Raw genomic sequence first — 20,469 nt, 5'->3', positions numbered from 1 at the left:
AACTCAGGAGGAGAGTAGTCGTGTCAAGGAAAAAGGTCGACAATATATACCCGTTAACTCCTATGCAGGAGGGAATGTTGTTTCATTCCCTCCTGGACGAAGGAAGCGAGTCCTATTTTGAACAAATGCGCTTTACGATCAAAGGGCTCATCGATCCAGCTATCCTGGAACAAAGCTTGAACGCGCTGATTGAACGACACGATATTCTCCGAACGGTCTTTCTCCTGGAAAAAGTGCAAAAGCCCCGGCAAATCGTGCTCAGGGAAAGAAAGACAAAGGTTCAGGTGCTGGATATTACCCACCTTTCTGAAGAGGAGCAAGCTGCCTACCTGGAAGACTTTGCGCAGAAAGACCGCCAAGCAAGCTTCGATTTGGCCAAAGACGTACTGATCCGTCTCACTCTTGTCCGGACTTCGGCTGACACGCATACCCTTTTCTGGAGTCACCATCATATTTTGCTGGACGGTTGGTGCATTCCGATTGTCCTCAACGACTTTTTTCAAATTTATCAACAGCGAAAAGGCGGCCTGCCCGTCGAGCTTGGCCCGGTTTACCCTTACAGCACGTATATCAGTTGGCTGGGAGAGCAGGACGCCGAAGAGGCAAAAGCGAGCTGGGCTGAGTATATAAGCGGCTATGAACCGACCAGCTTTATACACAAGCAGGGCGGCAAAAACAGCTACAGACAGGCGGAATTGGTGTTTGCGATTGAGCAGGGGTTGACGGACAGCTTGAACAAGCTCGCCAAGCAATTGCACGTGACGCTTAACAATTTGTTCCGCGCGATTTGGGGGCTGATGCTGCAACGCCAGTGCAACACGGAAGACGTCGTGTTCGGCTCGGTTGTCTCCGGACGTCCGAGCCACCTGCCGAACGTCGAACAGATGGTCGGACTGTTCATCAACACGGTGCCGATCCGCGTCCAGGCGGGAGCGGAGCAAACGTTTTCCGAGCTGGTGAAGCAAGTGCAGCAGGAAGCGCTCTCGCTTGCCAAATACCATTATCTTTCCTTGGCCGACATTCAGGGCAACCAGCAACTGATTGACCATATTCTGCTGTTCCAGAACTATCCGATGGGCCAGCAATTTCTGACTCGTCTGAACCAGTACAACGAAGAGTTTACCCTCACTCATCTATCTGCTTTTGAACAAACCAACTACGACCTGAACGTAATGGTTACCCCAAGTGATGTCATCACCATCAAATATATATACAATGCTGCTGTTTTTAGCGAAGAACAGCTCCTTCACATCAGTCGACAACTCACCACCATCATGACACAAGTGACAAATGCGCCGGACATCCTTTTGCAAAAGCTCGAAGTGGTTGATCCGGCAGAGAAACAGCTGCAACTGCATTCCTTTAACGATACGTACCGCCATTATCCTACAGATAAGCTGATCCACCAAATTTTTGAAGAGCGCGCCGAGAGGGAGCCAGAGCGCATCGCGCTGGTCATGGGAGAACAAGTCCTTACTTATCGGGAGCTGAACGAAAAGGCAAATCAACTGGCGAAGCTGTTGCGGGCGAGAGGAATCGGCCCGGAAAGCATGGTCAGTTTGCTTACCGAGCGTTCCGTGGAGATGATGATTGCGATTTTGGCCATTTTTAAGGCGGGCGGGGCGTACTTGCCGATTGATCCGTCCCATCCGAAGGAACGCATTGAATATATTTTGCAAGATAGCCGAAGTGAATTGTTGCTGGTGAACCATCGCTTTCTTGGAGCGGTCGATTTTGCGGATCGGATCATCGATCTGGAAGCGGCTGAGATTTACCAGGGAGCAGCGGACAATCTGGAGTGCGTCTCCCATGCGAACCATTTGGCTTACGTCATCTACACATCGGGTTCGACGGGCAAGCCGAAGGGCGTCATGATCGAGCATGCGAGCTTGTTGAACATCATTTTTGCCTTGCAGGAACTGTATCCGCTGCTGGAAAACGATGCGTATTTGCTGAAGACGACCTACACTTTTGACGTTTCGGTCGCAGAAATTTTTGGCTGGATTTTGGGGAGCGGCAGATTGGTCATTCTCGATCCCGGAGCGGAGAAGGAGCCTGCCCACATCTGGGAGACGATGGTCAATCACGGCGTGACACATGTCAATTTTGTGCCGTCGATGTTGATTCCGTTCGTCGACTATGTCCGGGATCAACAGCAAGAAAGTCCATTGCGCTATATATTTGCCGCCGGGGAAGCGATGCCGTCCGAGCTGGTGGGCAAAGTGTACGAGGCGCTGCCTGGCGTCATCCTGGAAAATATTTATGGCCCGACCGAATCGACGATTTATGCCACGAAGTATTCCTTGGCAAAAGATTCGCAAGACGTACTGGTGCCAATCGGCAAGCCGCTTGCCAATATTCAGACGCATATCGTGAACAAGCATGGACAATTGCAGCCAGTCGGCGTGCCTGGTGAATTGTGCATCGCCGGAGCGAGCTTGGCGAGAGGCTATTGGAACAACGAAGCATTGACGAACGAAAAATTTGTGCCCCATCCGTTTGCAGTGGGACAACGCATGTACCGCACGGGCGACTTGGCACGCTACCGTCAGGATGGCAACATCGAGTACCTTGGACGGATCGACCATCAAGTAAAAATTCGCGGCTATCGGATTGAACTGGACGAAATTCGCGCGCAGCTGATTCAGGAAGCTTCGATTCGCGACGCTGTCGTGATCGCTCGCACAGACCATAACGGGCAAGCGTATTTGTGCGCGTATTTCATCGCAGACAAGCAGTGGACCGTCAACGCGCTGCGTGAAGCGCTTCGCCAAGCATTGCCCGACTACATGGTGCCGTCCCATTTTATTCAGATGGAAGAGTTCCCGCTGACATCGAGCGGAAAAATCGATCGCAAAGCGCTGCCGCTCCCGGATGGCCGCGTGCATACAGGCAACGTCTACCTTGCGCCGCGCAATCCGGTTGAGGAACTGGTCGTCCGCATCTGGGAGGAAGTGCTCAATGTATCGCAGGTCGGGGTGCACGACAACTTTTTTGAATTGGGCGGGCACTCGCTTTTGGCGACACAGGTGCTTTCCCGCACAGCCAAGCTGTTTCATGTCCGGCTTCCGATGCGCGAAATTTTTACCCATCAGACAGTAGCCGAATTGGCTCGGCGGATTCAAGCGTTGCGGCATGGAGCAGAAGCGGACAAGCACAGCCCGATTCAGCCGTCCGCGCTCCAGCGTGCCGACGAGTTGCCGCTGTCTTACGCCCAGCAGCGTCTCTGGTTCCTCGATCGGCTCATCCCGGACAGCGCCATGTACAACATCCCCGTCGGCTTCCGGCTGCGCGGAACGGTCGATGAGCTTGTGCTGGAACGCGCTTTGAATGAAATCATCCAGCGGCATGAATCGCTCCGCACCACGTTCGTCGATGTGGACGGGCGAGCGTTGCAGGTGATTCATACGGATGTGCATCTGTCGCTTGGCGTCACCGATCTTCGCGACAAGCCAGCCGCGGCAAAAGACGCGGAGTGGAAGCAAATGGCCGAGGAAGATGCAGCAACGCCGTTCCGCCTCGATCAATGGCCGCTGCTGCGGGCGATGCTGATTCGCTTGGAGGAGCAGGAGTCTGTCCTTTGGCTGAACGTGCACCACATCATCTCCGATGGCTGGTCAATGGATGTACTGGTGAACGAACTGAGCGAAGTGTACGAAACGTTGCTCAAAGGAGAAGCGCTGCCGCTTGCCGCCTTGCCGATCCAGTATCGGGACTATGCCGTCTGGCAGCGCGAGAAATCGCAAGACAACGTATGGAAAGAACAGCTCCGTTACTGGAAAAACAAACTGGACGGCAGCGAGCCGCTGTTGCCGCTTCCGACAGATCGGCCACGCGCGGTCGTTCAAAGTTATCGCGGTGACCATTTGTCTTTTTACGTGCCGGGTGAGGTCGGGCAAAAGCTGCGCGAGCTGGGACGGCAAGAGGGCGCTACGCTGTTCATGACGCTCCTTGCGGCATTCAAAAGCTTTTTGTACCGCTATACGCATGCGAACGACATTTTGATTGGCACCCCTGTCGCCGGACGCAATCGGCAAGAGATCGAAAACTTGATCGGCTTTTTCGTCAACATGCTCGTCCTGCGCACTGATTTGTCCGATGATCCTACGTTTGTGGAGCTGTTGCGTCGCGTGCGCGAGACGGCGTTCGATGCGTTTGCCAACGAGGATGTGCCTTTTGAAAAACTGGTCGATGAGCTGCAAATCGAGCGCAGTCTGAGCTACTCGCCGCTGTTTCAGGTGCTTTTTGCTGTGCAGGGTATGTCGACAGGGGTGCGTGAAGGCGAGACATTGGCGATTGCGCCCGATGAAGTCACGCTCAACCAGACGACCAAGTTCGATCTGACTCTGACGATGATTGAAGCGGCGGACAACGGATTGAAAGGCGTGTTTGAATACAGCACCGATTTGTTTGACCGTACGACGATCGAGCGCATGGCCGAGCATTTTGGCAATCTGCTGCAAGCCATCGCCGCCGATCCGGGGCAAAAAATTGTGGAGCTTCCCCTGTTGGGCGGTGCGGAACAAAGCCGGATGCTCGTCGAATGGAACCAGACAGATGTCGCCTATTCCCTCGACCTGCTAGTGCACGAACGGGTCGCGCGCATCGCACAGGAGCTGCCGGAACAGTTTGCCGTGATCGGGGAGCAAGGGGCGCTGACGTACGCGGAGCTTGATGCGAAAGCCAACCAGCTTGCGCATGCTTTGCTGAAAAGAGGGATTGGTTCGGAGGATTTGGTGGGCATTTGCGTGGAGCGTTCCAGCGAGATGCTGATCGGTCAACTGGCGATTCTCAAGGCAGGTGCTGCTTACGTCCCGATGGACCCGGCGTACCCGCGCGAACGGCTCGCTTTCATGATCAAAGATGCGGGAATGTCGCTCGTTTTGACCCAGGAGCGCTTGCTTGACGCATTGCCGCAGGAAGCAGCGGCGCTTCTGTGCCTGGATCGGGATTGGCAGGAGATTGCGGCGGAAAGTACGGCTGCGCCTGCAATCAAGACGAATGCGGATCAACTTGCCTACGTCATTTATACGTCAGGCTCGACGGGGACACCAAAAGGTGTAGAGATCGAGCACGGATCGCTCCTGAATCTGGTCAACTGGCACCAGCGCGCCTACAGCGTGTCGGCAGAAGATCGTGCTTCGCAAATTGCCGGTACGGCGTTTGACGCTTCCGTATGGGAGACTTGGCCGTATTTGACCGCAGGTGCGACGATTTGCCAGCCGCGGGAAGAGATTCGCCTATCGCCGGAAAAACTGCGGGACTGGCTGGTCGAGACAGGCATCACCATCAGCTTTTTGCCGACTCCGCTGGCTGAGAACTTGCTTCCGCTGCCATGGCCGACGGGAGCGGCGCTGCGCTACATGCTGACGGGCGGTGATACGCTGCACCAATACCCGACTGCGGACGTGCCGTTTACGCTCGTGAACCAGTATGGGCCGACAGAAAATACGGTTGTTGCGACAGCAGGGGCAGTACCTGTTTTGGGCGAGCGCGAGTCTGCGCCGACGATTGGTCGCCCGATCGACAATGTGTCTGTCTACGTGTTGGATGAAAACAGACAGCCTGTACCTGTAGGGGTAGTCGGAGAGCTGTACATCGGGGGAAAAAGTCTGGCGCGCGGCTATCGGAACCGTCCTGACCTGACGGAAGCGAGCTTTGTGCCGAATCCGTTCTCCCCGATTGAAGGTGCCCGGATGTACCGGACTGGTGACCTGGTGCGCTATGCAGCAGATGGCAGCATCGAGTTTATCGGACGTGCCGACGATCAAGTAAGCATTCGCGGGTTCCGGGTTGAGCTGGGCGAGATTGAATCGGCCTTGTACGCTCATCCCGCGGTTGCAGAGTCGGTGGTGATCGTCCGCGAAGACGTGACCCCCGGAGTGAAGCGGCTTGTTGCGTATGTCGTGCTCCATGAAGGAGAAGAGCGACAGACGAGCGAGTTGCGCCAGTCCTTGAAAGAAATGTTGCCAGATTACATGGTGCCGTCTGCCATCGTGCTGATGGAAGCCCTGCCGCTCACGCCAAACGGAAAAGTAGACCGTCGCGCCTTGCCGCTGCCGGATGTCGCGAAAACAGAGTGGGAAGGCAGCTTCGTCGAACCGCAATCGGATGTGGAACGCAAGCTGGCCGAAATTTGGCAAGAGGTGCTGGGCGTAGAGACGATCGGGGTTCACGACAACTTTTTCGAACTGGGCGGCGACTCGATTTTGACCATTCAGATCGTTTCGCGGGCTAATCAGGCTGGTTTGCAGTTAACGCCGAAGCATTTGTTTGACGCGCAAACATTGGCCGAGCTGGCGGCAAGCGCAGTGGTGCTGGAAAAAGCGCCGGAAATGCAGGCCGAACAAGGAATCGTGACAGGCGAAATGCCTTTGACGCCGATTCAGACGTGGTTTTTCGAGCAGGATGTCCGCCACGTTCATCATTGGAACCAGTCGGTCATGCTCGCGGTGCGGGAAGAACTCGATACGACGGCGCTGACGCAAGCTTTTGCCGCGCTGCCTCGCCAGCATGATGCCCTGCGCCTGCGCTTTCAGCAGGTCAACGGAACATGGCAGGCAGCGCATGGTGAGATTGCGGATGAAGATGTGCTGCTGGTCGCAGATTTGTCGTCCGTTCCTGAGGCGGAGAGAGAAGCACGGATGCGGCACATCACAGACGAACTGCAAGCAAGCCTGGATATCGAAAAAGGACCTTTGCACCGTGCCGCCTATTTCCAACTCGGAGCGGAACAGCGTCTGTTCATTGTGATTCACCATCTCGTGGTCGATGGCGTCTCCTGGCGCATTATTTTGGAAGACCTGCAAACCGCTTACGAACAGGTTAAAGCCGGGCAAAAGATTGCATGGCCGCAAAAGACGACTTCGTTCAAAAGCTGGGCGGAGGAGCTGACAACGTACGCGGAGCAAAGCGCTGTCGATGAGTATTGGACTGGCATGGACAGCGAACAGGCATGCGGGCTGCCTGTTGATCATCCACAAGGCAAGAACACGGAAGGTCTGGCCGTGCAAGTAAAGGCAAAGCTGAGCGCGGACGAGACTCGGGCGCTGCTGCAAGAAGTGCCAGCCGCTTATCGCACGCAGATCAACGATGTGCTGCTCAGTGCCTTGACGCGCACGATTACGGATTGGACGAACAAGCGGGCATTGTATGTCTCGGTAGAGGGACACGGTCGCGAGCCGATCGTGGATGGCGTGGACGTGTCGCGTACGGTGGGCTGGTTCACGAGCCTGTATCCGGTCTTGCTGGAAACGGAGCCGGATTTGGCCTGGGGTGACTTGCTGAAGTCGATCAAAGAACAAGTGCGGGCGATCCCGGACAAAGGGATTGGCTACGGTATTCACCGCTATTTGAGCCGGGATGGGCAAACGGCCGAAATGCTGCGAGCCAAGCCGCAGCCGGAGATCAGCTTCAACTACTTGGGACAATTCGGCCAAGGTCAAACGACTGACGCGGCGTTGTTCCAAATCATTCCGAACTGGTCGGCATCCAATGTGAGCGAGGATGAGACGCGTCTTTACAAACTCGATGTCATGAGCATGGTGGCGCAAGACCAGCTGGAGATGAGCTGGACATTCAGCCGCGATCTGTACGAGCCGGGCACGATTGAAAAGCTCGCTCATGACTATGTGCAAGCGTTGCGAGCGATTATTGCCCATTGCCGCACGGAGCAAGCAGGGGGCTATACGCCTTCCGACTTCCCGCTCGCGGAACTGGATCAAAACAGTCTCGACAAGTTTATCGGTCACAATCGCCTGATCGAGAACGTTTATACGCTTACGCCGTTGCAGGAAGGGATGCTGTTCCATTCCTTGTATGAGCAAGCAGGCGGGGATTACGTGGTGCAGCTCGCTTTGAAACTGGAGCATGTGAATGTAGAGGCATTTTCGGCAGCCTGGCAAAAAGTCGTCGAGCGCCACGCGATTTTGCGAACGTCCTTCCTGTGGAGCGGATTGGAGAAGCCGCATCAGGTCGTGCACGCGAAAGTCAAAACGTTTGTCGAGCGACTGGACTGGCGCCATCTGACAGCGGCTGAGCAGGAAGCAGGCTTGCAGACGTATTTGGAACAAGATCGCAAGCGGGGTTTTGATCTCGCCCGTCCGCCGCTGATGCGCTGGACGTTGATTCGCCTGGATGCGAGCACGTTCCAGTTTGTATGGAGCTTCCATCACATGTTGCTCGATGGCTGGAGCACGCCGATCGTGTTCCAGGACTGGCAGGCGTTTTATGCCGCAGCCTCGCATGGCAAGGAAGCGAGCTTGCCCGCCATTCCTCCGTTTTCAGCCTATATTGCCTGGCTGAAACGACAAAACCTGGAAGAAGCGCAGCAGTATTGGCGCGACTATTTGCAGGGCTTTGGCGTGCCGACGCCGCTTGGCATGGGGAAATCGGGTGGCAGCGCGGGTCAGCCAAAAGAATACGCAGACCACAAGCTGCTTTTGTCCGAACGGGCGACAGCGAACTTGCTCGCTTTTGCCCGCAAGCACCAGTTGACGCTGAATACGGTTGTGCAAGGGGCTTGGGCGCTGATCCTGGCGCGTTATGCAGGCGAAGCGGAAGTCGTTTTTGGCACGACCAATCTGGGACGGCCAACCGACTTGCCTGACGCAGAAGCGATGGTGGGGCTGTTTATCAACACGTTGCCTGTCCGTGTGCTTTTCCCGGAACAGACGACGGTAATCGATTGGCTGCAAAGCTTGCAGCAGGCCCAAAGCGAGATGCGCCAGTACGAGTTTACGCCGCTCGTGGACATTCAGAGCTGGAGCGAGGTGCCGCGCGGCCAGTCGTTGTTTGACAGCATTTTCGTCTTTGAGAACTACTTGTCCGGCACAAGTGCGGATTCCGAATCCGGCATGTTGCTCGGGGAAGTCAATGCGGTCGAGCAGACGAGCTATCCGCTGACGCTCGTGGTAGCGCCTGGCGAGGAACTGATGCTCAAACTGATTTATGAAACGTGCCGATTCGAGCAACCAGCCATGGACAAGGTGCTGGCCCAGTTGAGCAGTGTGCTGGAAACAATCATGCGTGAGCCGCACGAACAGCTCGCAGACTTGTCCATCATCACGGAAGCGGAGCGCCACAAGCTGTTGGTGCAATGGAATGCGACCGACATGCCGTACGAGCGCAACCTGGTGATGCACCAGTTGTTCGAGGCGCAAGTGGAGGCAACGCCGGACGCGCAAGCTCTGGTCGTCGGAACTGAGCGTTTGACATATGCGGAACTGAACAAACGGGCGAACCAGCTTGCTCATTATTTGCGGTCGCAGGGCGTCGGGCCGGAAGTATTGGTCGCTGTCCTGATGGAGCGGACGACCGAGATGATTGTCGCCTTGCTGGGAATTATCAAGGCTGGCGGTGCGTACGTGCCGATTGATCCTGCCTATCCACAAGACAGGATTGGCTACACGCTGGATGATTCGCAGGCGGCGATCGTGCTGACGCAAGAACGCTTGCTTCCGATGTTGCCTGAGCATACAGCACAAGTGATTTGCCTGGATCGCGACTGGGCGTGCATGGCGGCCCAGCCGGAAGCAAATGTGCCGAATCTGGCTGCGCCAACCAACCTTTCTTACGTGATTTACACATCTGGCTCGACAGGTCTGCCAAAAGGGGTGGCGATTCAGCACAGCAGCGTCATTGCCTTCATTTTCTGGGCGAAAACCGTCTTCTCGGCTGAAGAAATGAGCGGCGTGCTCGCGTCCACTTCGATTTGCTTCGACTTGTCCGTGTATGAAATATTCGTGACCTTGAGTTGCGGCGGCAAAGTGATTTTGGCGGACAACGCCTTGCATTTGCCAAGCCTGCCAGCGGCAAAAGAGGTGACTTTGATCAATACCGTGCCATCTGCGGCCAAGGAACTGGTGCGGATGAACGCGATACCGCCGAACGTGCGGGTCGTCAATCTCGCCGGAGAGCCGCTGCCGAACACGCTGGCGCAAAGTCTGTACGCGCTTGGGCATGTGCAAAAAGTTTTCAACCTGTACGGCCCATCGGAAGATACGACGTACTCCACCTATGTCCAGGTGACAAAAGGGGCAAAGACAGAGCCGACGATTGGCCGTCCTCTGTCCAACACGCAAGCGTATGTTCTCGATGCCAAGCTGCAGCCCGTGCCGTTGGGCTTGCCTGGGGAGCTGTATTTGGGCGGTGACGGCTTGGCGCGCGGTTACTTGAAGCGTCCGAAAATGACGGCAGAACGCTTTTTGCCCAATCCGTTCCACCCCGACCCGCATGCGCGGATGTACAGCACAGGCGATCTCGTTCGTTACTTGCCCGACGGACAGCTGGAGTATTTGGGCCGCATCGACCACCAGGTCAAAATTCGCGGCTACCGGATCGAATTGGGCGAGCTGGAGGCTGTCCTGCGCAGCCATCCACAGATCAAGGAAGCAGTGGTCGTGGCCAAAGAAGACAAGCTGGGCGAAAAGCGTCTCGTTGCCTACATCACGACAAAAGACGGGGAGTGCGGCGATCGTGCCGTCTTGACGAGCTGGGCCAAGGCAAAATTGCCCGAGTTTATGGTTCCCTCCTTCTTTGTCTGGCTGGACGCGATGCCGCTGACACCGAACGGCAAGATCGACCGCAAGCAACTGCCGGAACCGGAGTGGGGGCAAGTCGCTTCTGCCGCTGGCTACGTAGCGCCGCGCAATCAGACGGAAGTGTTGGTCGCCAGCATCTGGGCGGATGTGCTCGGAATCGAGCAAGTAGGGGTGCACGACAACTTTTTCGAACTGGGCGGACATTCTCTCCTGGCGACACGAGTAGCTTCCCGTCTGCGCGAAACGTTTGCGAAAGAAGTGCCGATCCGCGCGATTTTTGAGCGGCCGACTGTTGCAGAGCTGTCCGAGACACTTGGAGCGATTGGGCAGAACGAAACGGAAGCGCAGATGCTGCCTGTCTCACGGGAAGCTCATTTGCCGCTGTCGTTCGCGCAACAGCGCCTCTGGTTTCTGGATCGCCTGATGCCGGACAGCACGTTGTACAACATTCCGTCAGCCGTGCGTTTGTTGGGAGATTTGGATATCGCCGCTTGGGAAAAGAGCCTGCAAGTGCTGATCCAGCGCCACGAAAGCTTGCGGACGACTTTTGGCGATGTGGATGGGGAAGCGGTGCAAGTGATTCACTCCCGGCTGGATGGAAAGCTGAACGTGATCGACTTGCGCGGGATGCCAGCAGGCGAGCGGGAAGCGGAAGCTCATCGCTTGGCCGGATTGGAAGCGGCGACGCCGTTTGACCTGAGCCAAGGTCCTTTGCTGCGCACCACCCTGATTCGTCTGGCGGAGCAAGAGTGCGTCTTCTTATTCAACCTGCACCATATCATTTTCGACGGCTGGTCGATCGGCATTTTCCTCAAAGAAATGCGGGCGCTGTACGAAGCGTTTGTGCGGGAAGAAGCGCCTGAATTGGCCGAGATTACGGTGCAATACGCAGATTACGCCGTTTGGCAGCGGAAGTGGCTGGAAGGGGAAGTGCTTGCCGAGCAGCTTGCGTACTGGAAAGAAAAGCTGAGCGGAGCCGAACCGCTGCTGGCTTTGCCGACAGATCAGCCGCGTCCTGCCGTCCAGACGCATGATGGCGCGATGCATACGATCAAGCTTTCAGGCGAGCTGTACGCAAAGCTGAACAAGCTCAGCCAGGAAGAAGGCGCGACCTTGTTCATGACCTTGCTCGCTGCCTTCCAAGTCTTGCTCTACCGCTATAGCGGGCAGGAGGACATCCTCGTCGGCAGCCCTGTCGCGGGACGGAACAGACAAGAGACGGAGCCGCTGATCGGCTTTTTCATCAACACATTGGTGCTGCGGACGGACTTGTCAGGAGAACCGACCTTCCGCGAGTTGCTGGCACGAGTGCGGGAGACGGCGTTCGAAGCATACGCCCATCAAGATTTGCCGTTTGAAAAGCTGGTCGACGAGTTGGAGCTGGAGCGCAGTCTCAGCTACTCGCCGCTGTTCCAGGTGATGTTTGTCCTGCAAAACTTCCAGCTGAACTTGGACGAAAAAGCTGGTATCCGTGTGGCTGATTTTGAGATGGACAAGCATCTGGTCACTTCCAAATACGATCTGACGCTGACGATGGCGGAAAAACAAAACGGACTGTTCGCCACGTTTGAATACAACACAGCGCTGTTCCATGAGGCGACGATGGAGCGACTGTCGCAGCATTTTGTTCAGTTGCTGGAAGCTATCGTTCATATGCCGGATCAGGGTATTGCCCGATTGCCGCTGCTGAACCAGAGCGAGCGAGCGCAATTGCTGGTGGAGTGGAACGACACGACGACCGCTTATCCGCGAAACAAACGGGTGGATCAATTGTTCCGGGAAACGGCGCTGCTTTATCCTGAGCGACTGGCGGTCGTTGCGGGAAATCAGACGCTTACGTACGCGGAATTGGAGCGCCGGGCCAACCAGACAGCCAACTACTTGCAACAAAAAGGAGTGCGGCCGGGTGCGCTCGTCGGCCTCTGCGTCAAGCGTTCGCCGGAAATGCTGATCGGGATGCTCGGCATACTCAAGGCTGGCGGAGCCTATGTGCCGCTCGATCCTGATTATCCAGAGGAGCGTCTGGCCTACATGATGGGCGACGCCGGAATCACGGTCTTGCTGACACAGGAGCAGCTCATGCCCGGCTTGCCGTCAGGGGAACGGACTACGATTGCCCTGGATTGCGATTGGCCGCTGATTGCCAAGGAGAGCGAGCAGGCGCCTGACGTGGACACGACAGCGGAAAGTCTCGCTTACGTCATCTACACATCCGGCTCGACCGGACTGCCAAAAGGGACGCTTGTCGTTCATCGCGGCATCGTCCGCCTCGTCAAGGAAACGGATTATGTGACCATCACGGAGCAAGACGTGTTCCTGCAAGCGTCCACCGTGTCGTTCGATGCGGCGACTTTCGAGATATGGGGCAGCCTTTTGAACGGGGCGAAGCTAGTCCTGCTGCCGCCAGAACTGCCGTCGCTCGCAGAAATCGGGCAGGCGATCCAGTCGCACCACGTGACGACACTTTGGCTGACAGCCGGGTTGTTCACGCTGATGGTCGACCATCACAAGGAATATTTGTCCGGGGTTCGCCAACTGCTCGTCGGCGGAGATATCGTGTCCGTTCCGCATGTGAAAAAAGCGCTGGAAATCGCAGGGCTGACGGTGATCAACGGATACGGCCCGACCGAAAACACGACATTCACCTGCTGCAATCCGGTCACGGTCATGCCCGAATCGGCCCACACTTTCCCGATCGGCCGTCCGATCAAAAACACGACGGCATACGTGCTCGATCGTCACATGCAGCCCGTTCCGATTGGCGTGACTGGCGAGCTGTACATCGGCGGCGACGGTCTGGCGGAAGGCTACCTGAACCGCCCAGATTTGACGGCAGAGCGGTTTGTGCCCAATCCGTTTGCAACTGATCAGGCGGCACGTCTTTATCGCACAGGCGACCTGGTGCGCTACCTGCCGGACGGTCTGATCGAGTTCATCGGGCGGCTCGACAACCAGGTAAAAATTCGCGGGTTCCGCATCGAGTTGAGCGAAGTGGAAGCGGTCTTGGCCAAACACCCGGCAATTACGGCCTCGGTGGTGATCGTCCACGAAAATGAGGCAGGCACGAAGCAGCTCGTCGCCTACGCAGTCAAGGACGCGGAGCAAGAGCTTGGGACAGCCGAGCTGCGCCAGCACTTCAAAGCACACGTGCCGGACTACATGGTGCCTGCCGCCTTTGTCATGCTGGATGCTTTGCCGCTTACTCCGAACGGAAAAGTGGACCGCAAAGCGCTGCCAGCCCCTGTTTTGGAACGCAGCCGGGAAGAGGACGCATTTGCAGCGGCTACAAGCCATGTCGAACAAACGCTGGCAGACATTTGGTGCGCTGTACTGCGCATGGACCGCATCGGCATTCATGATAACTTTTTTGAGCTTGGAGGAGACTCGATTCTCAGCATTCAAATCGTCGCCCGCGCGAACAAGGCCGGCATCCATTTGACTCCCAAGCAATTGTTCGATCAGCAAACCATTGCCGAGCTGGCAAAAGTTGCAGGCCAAAGTACAAAGGTGGACGCAGAACAAGGGAACGTGACGGGCGAGGTGCCGCTTTTGCCGATCCAGACATGGTTTTTCGAGCAAGAGCAACCGACGCCGCACCATTGGAACCAATCCATGCTGCTGCAAGTGAACGAGCCGTTGGAGGAAGAGTATTTAAGCCAAGCCGTTGCCCAACTGCTTGCTCATCACGACGCGCTCCGCTTGCGCTACACCTTCGCAGACGGACAGTGGAAGCAGACGTATGCCGACGTCGATTCGGAAGTGCCGCTGCAAGTGGAGGATTTGTCCATGAGTCCGCCAGCCCAGCAGGCGCGGAAGATCGAAAAGCTCGCACAGCAGGCCCAAGCAAGCCTGGATTTGCAGAACGGGCCGCTGCTGAAAGTCGTCTACTTCGATCTCGGGTACGACCGACCAGGCCGTCTTTTGATGGTCATTCATCACTTGGCAGTCGACGGTGTCTCGTGGCGCATCCTGATCGAAGACTTGCAAACAGCGTACGGGCAAGCGGAAAAAGGCAACAAGATTCAACTGCCGCCGAAAACGACCTCTTACAAGGCATGGGCAGAAAAATTGCATAAATACGCGTCCTCTGAGCGGATGCTGGTTGATCAGGATTACTGGCTCAAGGCGGCAGACGAACTGTCGGGTCACCAACTGCCCGTGCACGACTGGGCGGAAAACACAGAAGCAAACGGCCGGATGTGGACAATCCACCTGGAAGAAGAAGAGACGGACGCCCTGCTGCAAAAAGTTCCATCCCGCTACCGCGTGCAAATCAACGATATTTTGTTGACGGCGCTGGCGTTGGCACACGGCAAATGGACGGGCGAGTCCGCGCTTTTGGTCAATCTCGAAGGGCACGGTCGCGAAGAGTTGTTCGAGGACGTCGACCTTTCCCGCACCGTCGGCTGGTTTACGTCGATGTACCCGCTCCTGATTCAACTGGAGCCAAACACGTCTTCCGAGGATGCGCTTGCGCGAGTCAAAGAAAAGCTGCAACAAATTCCGCACAAAGGTCTCGGCTACGGCCTGCTGCGCTACGTGGCGCAAGACCCTGAACTGGTCGAAAAGCTAAAGGCGATTCCGCAAGCGCCGCTCAGCTTCAACTATTTGGGACAATTCCACCAGGCAGCAGATGCGAAAGCGCTTCTGGCATACGCGGAAGGCGAGCGAGGCGCAAACAGCAGCCCGGACAACAGACGGACTCACTTGATCGATGTCGTGGGGGCCGTCACCGAAGGCAAGCTCGGCCTCAGCTTCCTCTACAACGGAAGACTGTACAGCGAATCGCATATCGAAACATTTGCCCGTCACTACACGGACGCTTTGCAATCATTGATCCAGGCGGAGAAACAAAGCTACAGAGCGGAAGACTTCGAGGATGCAGACTTGAGTCAGAGCGCTTTGAACAAGGTGCTCGCAAGGTTAAAAAATAGAAAGGGGAATGAACTCCATGGGGGATCTCACTGATCTATATACGCTAACCCCACTGCAAGAAGGCATGCTGTTCCACTCGCTGTACTCGGAAGGATCGGCTTACATGATTCAAACTACGGCGATTCTTACAGGCGAGCTTGACATCGTTCCCTTTGAAAAAGCGTGGAAGAAAGTGATTCAGCGCCACTCGATCTTGCGTACCGGATTCATCTGGGAAGAGACGGAGAAGCCGCTGCAGGCGGTCTTCGAAAGCGTTCCTTTTTCCATCCGGCAAAAAGACTGGTCGTCATACGGAAGTGACGAGCAGGAGAGCATGCTGGCGGCGTTTTTGCAAAATGAAAAAGCGGCGGGCTTCGACTTGAGCGAAGCCCCGCTCATGCGCGTGACGATCATCAAGCTGGGCGAAGCCGTACACCGACTGATCTGGAGCTTCCACCACCTGCTGCTGGACGGTTGGAGCAGCCCGATCGTGTTTCAGGAAGTTCTCGATTTTTATGAAGCGTACCGCCAAGGCAAAGACTTGCGACTGCCGCAGGCAAGGCCATTCAAAGACTACGTCTCCTGGCTCCGCCGTCAGGACAAGACGGCGTCCGAGCAGTTTTGGCGCGAGTTTTTGGGGCCGATGGAAAATCCTACGCCGATTCCGTTCGAATCGCACGCCAAGCGCACCGCGGGCCATGAGGGACTGGAAAAGCAGATCGGGGAAGCGACCCGCGCTCTGACTCCACAAGTGACCAAAGCGCTTGCCAAACTGGCGCGAACGAATAAAGTCACGGTCAACACGATCGTACAAGGGGCATGGGTGATTTTGCTCAGCCGGTTGAGCGGCGAGGAAAACGTCGTGTACGGAGTAACCGGCTCCGGCCGTCCGAGCGACCTGCCTGGCGTCGAGCAAATGGTCGGGATGTTTATCAACACGTTGCCGATGAAAGCGAAGATCGAACCGGAGCAATCATTGGCTGACTGGTTCAAAGCTTTGCAGGAACAGCAATCCAAAGTGCGCCAGTATGAATACACGTCGTTGGTCGACATTCAAGGCTGGACGGACGTTCCGCGCGGGACACCGCTGTTCGAGAGCATTTTCGTATTCGAGAACTATCCGCTTGGCGAAGAGGACGAGAAAGAAGTCGGCTTTACCATCTCCGCTGTGCAGCACTTCCAGGAGGTGGATAATCCGCTTACGGTTGTCGGGATTCCGGGTGATCCGTTCAGCATCAAAATGATGTATGCGACAGACCGCTTTGAACAAGCGGCGATCGAACGAACACTCGACCAGCTGGCGCTTATTCTGGAAGCTATCGTCGACAATCCGGAGCGGTCCCTGTCTGCGCTGTCATTGCTCCGTCCCGAAGAAAGACAGCATCTGCTTGTCGGGCTGAACGACACGGCAACCAACTATCTGAGCGACAAAACGGTGCACCAGTTGTTTGCGGAAACGGCAGCCCGGCACCCGGAGCGCATTGCCGCAGTTGCGGGTGATCAGCAATTGACCTATGCCGAGCTGGAAGCGAAAGCGAATCAGCTTGCCAACTACTTGCAAAAGCAAGGCGTGGAAGCAGGCACTCTCGTCGGGCTGTGCGTCGACCGTTCGCTGGATATGCTCGTCGGTCTGCTCGGCATTTTGAAAGCAGGCGGAGCGTATGTGCCGCTCGATCCGGCTTATCCCGAAGAGCGTCTTGCCTTCATGCTGGCAGATGCGAAAATTTCCATTTTGCTGACGCAAAAGCATTTGAGCAAGCAATGGAAAGGACGCAAGCGCCGTATCGTCTATCTCGACCGCGACGCGAAAAAGTGGGCAGAGGAAAGCCCGCTTGCGCCTGCTGTGGATACGACAAAAGACAGTCTCGCCTACGTCATTTACACGTCCGGCTCGACAGGCACGCCAAAAGGAGTTCTCGCCGTGCATCGCGGCGTCGTTCGCCTGGTCAAAAACACGAACTACGTCACGATTAGCGAAGCGGACGTATTCCTGCAAGCGTCTACGGTTTCGTTTGACGCGGCTACTTTTGAAATCTGGGGCGCGTTGTTGAACGGAGCCAAGCTGGTGCTGATGCCGCCGGATTTGCCATCCCTCGATGAACTCGGAGAGGCGATTGTGCAGCACAAAGTAACGACGCTTTGGCTGACGGCAGGCTTGTTCTCGATCATGGTCGACCATAACGCGGACTATTTGCGCGGGGTGCGCCAACTGCTCGTCGGCGGCGATGTCGTCTCTGTTCCGCACGTGCGCAAAGTGCTGGCGCTGGGCGGAGTGACGGTAATCAACGGCTACGGCCCGACGGAGAATACGACTTTTACGTGCTGCTATCCTGTCACGGAGTTGTCCGAAGATATTACTTCCTTCCCGATTGGCCGACCGATCAGCAACACGACCGTATACGTCTTGGACAAACACAAGCAGCCTGTCCCGTATGGAGCAGCAGGCGAGTTATACATAGGGGGAGACGGCCTTGCTCTTGGTTACTTGAACAATCCGGAGCTGACCGCAGAGCGGTTCGTGGAGAATCCGTTCGACCCGCAAAAAGGATCGCGTCTGTACCGGACGGGCGATCTGGTGCGCTACTTGCCGAACGGCACGATTGAATTTATCGGGCGGATCGACAACCAGGTGAAAATCCGCGGTTTCCGCATCGAATTGGGGGAAGTGGAAGCAGCGCTTGCCTTGCACCCGGAAGTGAGTGAAACGGTCGTGATGGCGCGGGAAAACGACCGTGGCGAGAAGCATTTGACAGCGTATGTGACGGTTGCCAAAGACGATGCGCCAGAAGTTGCCGATTTGCAGGCATGGCTCAAAACGAAACTGCCTGAATACATGGTGCCTTCTGCTTATGTGTTCCTAGACGCGATGCCGCTGACAGCAAACGGCAAGATCGACCGCAGACGCTTGCCGGAGCCGGAGTGGGGGAACCGTTCAGAGACAAAAGCATACACAGAGCCGCGCAATCAGGCGGAAGAGCTGATCGCAAGCATATGGTCGCAGGTGCTTGGAGTCGAAAAAGTGGGGATTCACGATAACTTTTTCGAGCTTGGCGGTCACTCCCTTTTGGCGACACGGGTCATTTCCCGGCTGCGCGAAGTGTTTGGAGTCGAGCAGTCTGTGCGCTCGATTTTTGAGCACCCGACGATTGCCGCATGGAGTGAACAAACGGCCGCTCTTCAACTGGGAGAGCCGGGCACGGATGGCAGCTCGACTCAGATTCAGCCTGTGCCAAGAGATGGCGCTTTGCCGCTGTCTTTTGCCCAGCAACGCTTGTGGTTCTTCGATCAGTTGATGCCGGACAACCCGATGTACAACATCCCGTTTGCGCTGCGTTTGCAGGGGGAACTCGACGTCGCAGCATGGGAGAAAAGCTTGCAAGCGATTATCGCCCGTCACGAAAGCTTGCGTACGACGTTCACTGACATAGACGGACAAGCCGTACAGGTGATTCATCCGCAACTGGACTGGAAACTGGATACCGTGGACTTGCGCGACCGTTCCAGCGAGGAGAAGCAGCAAGCAATCGCGCGTCTGGCTGCTGACGATGCCGCCCGGCCGTTCGATCTGCGCCAAGGTCCGTTGATGCGCGCGACGATGATCCGGACAGAGGAGCAAGCGCACGTCTTTTTGATCAACATGCATCACATTGTTTCTGACGGCTGGTCAGTGGGCGTCTTCCTGCGCGAGTTGTTTGCCCATTACGAAGCGTACAGCAAAGGCGAAGTGCCGCAGCTTGCGCCAATGCCGATTCAGTATGCCGATTTTGCCGCCTGGCAGCGCGAGTGGCTGGAGGGCGAAGTATTGGAGCAGCAGGTCGCCTACTGGAAAGAGAAGCTCGGCGGGGCGGAACCGCTGCTCGCTTTGCCGACAGACCGACCGCGTCCTGCCGTGCAAAGCTACGAAGGGGCGACTTACACGACGAGCTTTTCGCACGATTTGCTCGCTAAATTGAAAAAGCTCAGCAAGGAAGCCAACACGACCTTGTTCATGACATTGCTCGCCGCTTTCCAAACGTTGCTGTATCGCTACAGCGGTCAGGAAGACATCGTCGTGGGCAGTCCGGTAGCTGGACGCAATCGTCAGGAAACCGAGAAATTGATCGGCTTCTTCGTCAACACGCTTGCTTTGCGCACGAGCTTGTCAGGAGATTTGCCCTTTACCGAATTGCTGGCGCGGGTGCGCGAAACAGCGCTGGCAGCTTATGCGCATCAAGATGTGCCGTTTGAAAAGCTGGTCGATGAACTGCAACTGGAGCGCAGTCTCAGCTACTCGCAGCTGTTCCAGGTGATGTTCGTCCTGCAAAACTTCCCACTCGAGGACGTCGAGACAGCAGGTCTTCACGTTGCGCCAGTGGATACCGAGAGCCATCTGACGACTTCCAAGTTCGACCTGACTTTGACGATGCGAGAGAAGGAAGACACCCTCGTCGCTGCATTTGAGTACAGCACGGACTTGTTCGACCGCACGACGATTGAGCGAATGGCTGAGCATTTGCAACATTTGTTGGCGTCGATCGTCACGCAACCGGAAGCGTCGCTCGATCAGCTCGCCCTCCTCGGCGAGAGCGAATGGAATAGGCTGGTGGTGGAACAAAACGAGACAGCCACCGACTATCCGCGCGACAAAACGGCGCACCAACTGTTTGCAGAAACAGCAGCCCGGTACCCGGAGCGCATCGCCGCAGTTGCGGGTGACCAGCAATTGACCTACGCCGAACTGGATACAAAAGCGAATCAGCTCGCCAACTACTTGCAAAAGCAAGGCGTGGAAGCAGGCACTCTCGTCGGGCTGTGCGTCGACCGTTCGCTGGATATGCTCGTCGGTCTGCTTGCGATTTTGAAAGCAGGCGGAGCGTATGTGCCGCTCGATCCGGCTTATCCCGAAGAGCGCCTCGCCTTCATGCTGGCAGATGCCAACGTATCGATTTTGCTGACGCAAAAACATTTAGGCAAGCAATGGAAAGGACGCAAGCGCCGCACGGTCTATCTCGACCGCGATGCGAAAAAGTGGACA

2 protein-coding genes (1 of these 2 cut by a window edge) are annotated in these 20,469 nt (G+C 56.2%); both read left to right on the top strand.

The window, feature by feature from the left end; all coding sequences use genetic code 11:
• Positions 1-20: 20 nt before the first annotated feature.
• Positions 21-15,509 carry a non-ribosomal peptide synthetase gene (locus tag IRJ17_RS28215; protein ID WP_278189446.1) on the top strand — a complete coding sequence of 5,163 codons (15,489 nt, stop codon included), beginning with the start codon at positions 21-23 and terminating at the stop codon, positions 15,507-15,509.
• Positions 15,493-20,469, top strand: partial view of a non-ribosomal peptide synthase/polyketide synthase gene (locus tag IRJ17_RS28210; protein WP_278189445.1) — the beginning only. Its footprint extends 18,282 nt past the window's final position; the window shows 4,977 of its 23,259 coding nt (coding positions 1-4,977); it begins with the start codon at positions 15,493-15,495; its stop codon lies off the right edge, out of view. The genes IRJ17_RS28215 and IRJ17_RS28210 overlap by 17 nt, the downstream gene beginning before the upstream one ends.

It is taken from the genome of Brevibacillus parabrevis, assembly GCF_022701015.1.
Lineage (GTDB): Bacteria > Bacillota > Bacilli > Brevibacillales > Brevibacillaceae > Brevibacillus > Brevibacillus parabrevis.
This window is presented reverse-complemented; position numbering and strand designations above follow the sequence as displayed.